This window comes from Schinkia azotoformans, from assembly GCF_035811335.1.
Taxonomy (GTDB): Bacteria; Bacillota; Bacilli; order Bacillales; family Bacillaceae_J; genus Schinkia; species Schinkia azotoformans.
Map to the genome: position 1 here is coordinate 1 of NZ_JARSMD010000047.1, position 2,011 is coordinate 2,011.

The 2,011-nt window shown below is 38.9% G+C and carries 1 protein-coding gene; it reads right to left on the minus strand.

Going from position 1 to position 2,011, the window contains the following annotated elements; all coding sequences use genetic code 11:
• A partial coding sequence (gene ltrA, locus P9E47_RS21215) for a group II intron reverse transcriptase/maturase (protein ID WP_326153955.1) occupies positions 1-1,356 on the minus strand: 1,356 nt, incomplete at its 3' end.
• Between the last annotated feature and the right edge of the window lie 655 nt (positions 1,357-2,011).

Below are 2,011 nucleotides of genomic sequence, written 5' to 3' on the forward strand. Positions count from 1 at the left end.
TCGACTAATTTTGTTCTTTAAATTCCTTTTGGCTTTTCTAGTCATGTCGGTCAAATATTGTTCCTTGGTATATCCATATGCTTTGTTTAGATAGAGCCAGTAAGAAGGAATTAGTTTAATACTTAGGAAGAATGCATTATTCCATTTACTATTCATTTTCCATCCTTTTCTTTGATTAGGATGTTTGTGAATAAATGCTACCCGTAACCTTCTTCTTATGTATCCATCCATACTCAGTAGTATCCCTCTCATCCACCGTGTTTTGCAGTTACTTTCCTGTCCATGTTCTTCATTAGCCTTTATTGCTTTGATGATGGTTACATAATAATTGACTTTTCCTCGAATAATCGGATTAACACGATTAATCCATTCCTCTTTGCTCAAAGTTAGAAACTTCCTAGTCTTTTCCTTTATCTTCAATCGAAAGTCTTTAATTGATTCTTTCTTTGGGGTAACATGAAAAGACAATTTGTTATCTTTCTTCCCTTGGTCCCAGTGATGAAATGTAAATCCTAGGAAGTCAAAGTCATCTTTATTGAAGTTGACAACTCTTGTTTTCTCTTTGGAGATTTCTAACCCCAATTCATTTAACTTATTCTTAGTCAAGGAAGCTGCTTTATTAATATCATCTTTTGTTTTAGCGAACAACAGGAAATCATCTGCATACCTTACGAATCGGATGCCATTTAAATCCCATTCCCAATCCAGTTCATTTAGATACACATTCGCAAGTAGTGGTGAGATCACCCCGCCCTGTGGTGTTCCATAGTCGGAATGTATAAGTTTCCCTTCTTCCATATGTCCAGCTTTTAGCCATTTGTCAATTAGACCTAGGACCGTACGGTCCGATATATACTTCTTTAAAACTCCTATCAGTTTCTTATGTGGTATATTATCAAAGAATCCTTTTATATCACAATCATATATGTGGTTATATCCTTGCTCGATATTCCAAAGAATTATTTGCAATGCTCTTTGTACACCCCGATTTGGTCTATAACCAACTGACCAATTATGAAATAGATTATCTTCGAATTTAGGTTGTAGTACGTTAACCACACTTTGTTGGACAATACGGTCTTCAATTGTAGGAATACCTAATGGTCGTTTCTTTCCATTTTTCTTGGGAATATATACTCTTCTAACTGGTTGGGGTTGGTAGACTTTAGTTTTAAGCTTGGTTAGTATTGTCATGATGTTTTCTTCTAACTTGGCTTCAAAACTTTCAATTGTTTCTCCATCAATACCACCTGCACCCTTATTCGCTTTCACTTGTTCAAAGCTTTGGGTTAGCTTCCGGTCGAACAATATTTGTCCATAAATACTGTGTAACTTAAATTTCCACTCTTGATTCATTACGTATTCCACGCCTTTCCTTGATGTACATTCAAACGGTTTTACCGCAGTAACTTGATTGTTGCCATTACATCTAGTACATGACTTGGAGCCATAGGTCGTTCCCCTTCCGTTCATTCAATGTTATGGTCATCGAATTACTTCCGTACTATGAGAACGTCTGACTTCTCCACCCGTTCTTCGTCACTTCGGATTACCCTTATAGACTAGAACCCTGCTTGTTCGGTTAGGTGGAGACCTCACGGGGTCATCGCATTTCCCTTCTGGGCATACCCTGCACCATCACGTTATAAGCCACATTTCTTCGGTCTGACTTCTAAAGAAATGCCTGTTTAGTGGGCTTCCTCACTTTTCGAAAAGTCACCAACTTATCCCGCCGCCGTGCTTCACACTTATTGCATTAGGGTCTACCTATTCACCTACGGGTCTCACGACTTTCCGCATCTCCTTCAGACAACACCTCACGGTGTTGCCCTAGATTAGGCTTCCCAAGCTAGGTCAGTCTCCTTGGGGATGGATTTTCACCATCTGGGATTCAATTCTTTATCTTCAAACCAGTCGTTTCATCGAAATGACGTCTCTGTCCAACAAAGAAAAAGAAGAGTGTCAACTAAGTTAACACTCCATGCGACTGCCCGTCGCACAAAAAGCCAGC